This window comes from Pseudomonas persica (genome assembly GCF_900291015.1).
Lineage (GTDB): Bacteria > Pseudomonadota > Gammaproteobacteria > Pseudomonadales > Pseudomonadaceae > Aquipseudomonas.
In genome coordinates, this window is the sequence record NZ_OLKL01000138.1 from 1 (window position 1) to 273 (window position 273).

The 273-nt window shown below is 44.0% G+C and carries 1 protein-coding gene; it reads left to right on the forward strand.

Annotation, left to right across the window (positions count from 1 at the left end; all coding sequences use genetic code 11):
* Positions 1–273 (forward strand): class I tRNA ligase family protein (locus FQ664_RS26040; RefSeq protein WP_144175873.1); only part of this gene is annotated, 273 nt, incomplete at both ends.

The following is a 273-nucleotide window of genomic DNA, read 5'->3' on the forward strand; positions in this document are numbered from 1 at the left end:
CTCTGCCATGGCGCGGCGTTATTTGGGCAAAACCATAGATATTCACGGCGGAGGGCAAGACCTAATCTTTCCTCACCATGAAAATGAAATAGCACAAAGCGAGTGCTGCAACGGGGTAACCTTTGCAAACTACTGGATGCACAACGGTTACATAAACATTGACAACAAAAAAATGTCCAAGTCCTTGGGTAACTTTTTTACCGTAAGGGATGTAGCTGAAAAATATGGCTATGAACCTATTCGTTATCTCTTAATCTCGGCCCACTACAGGAG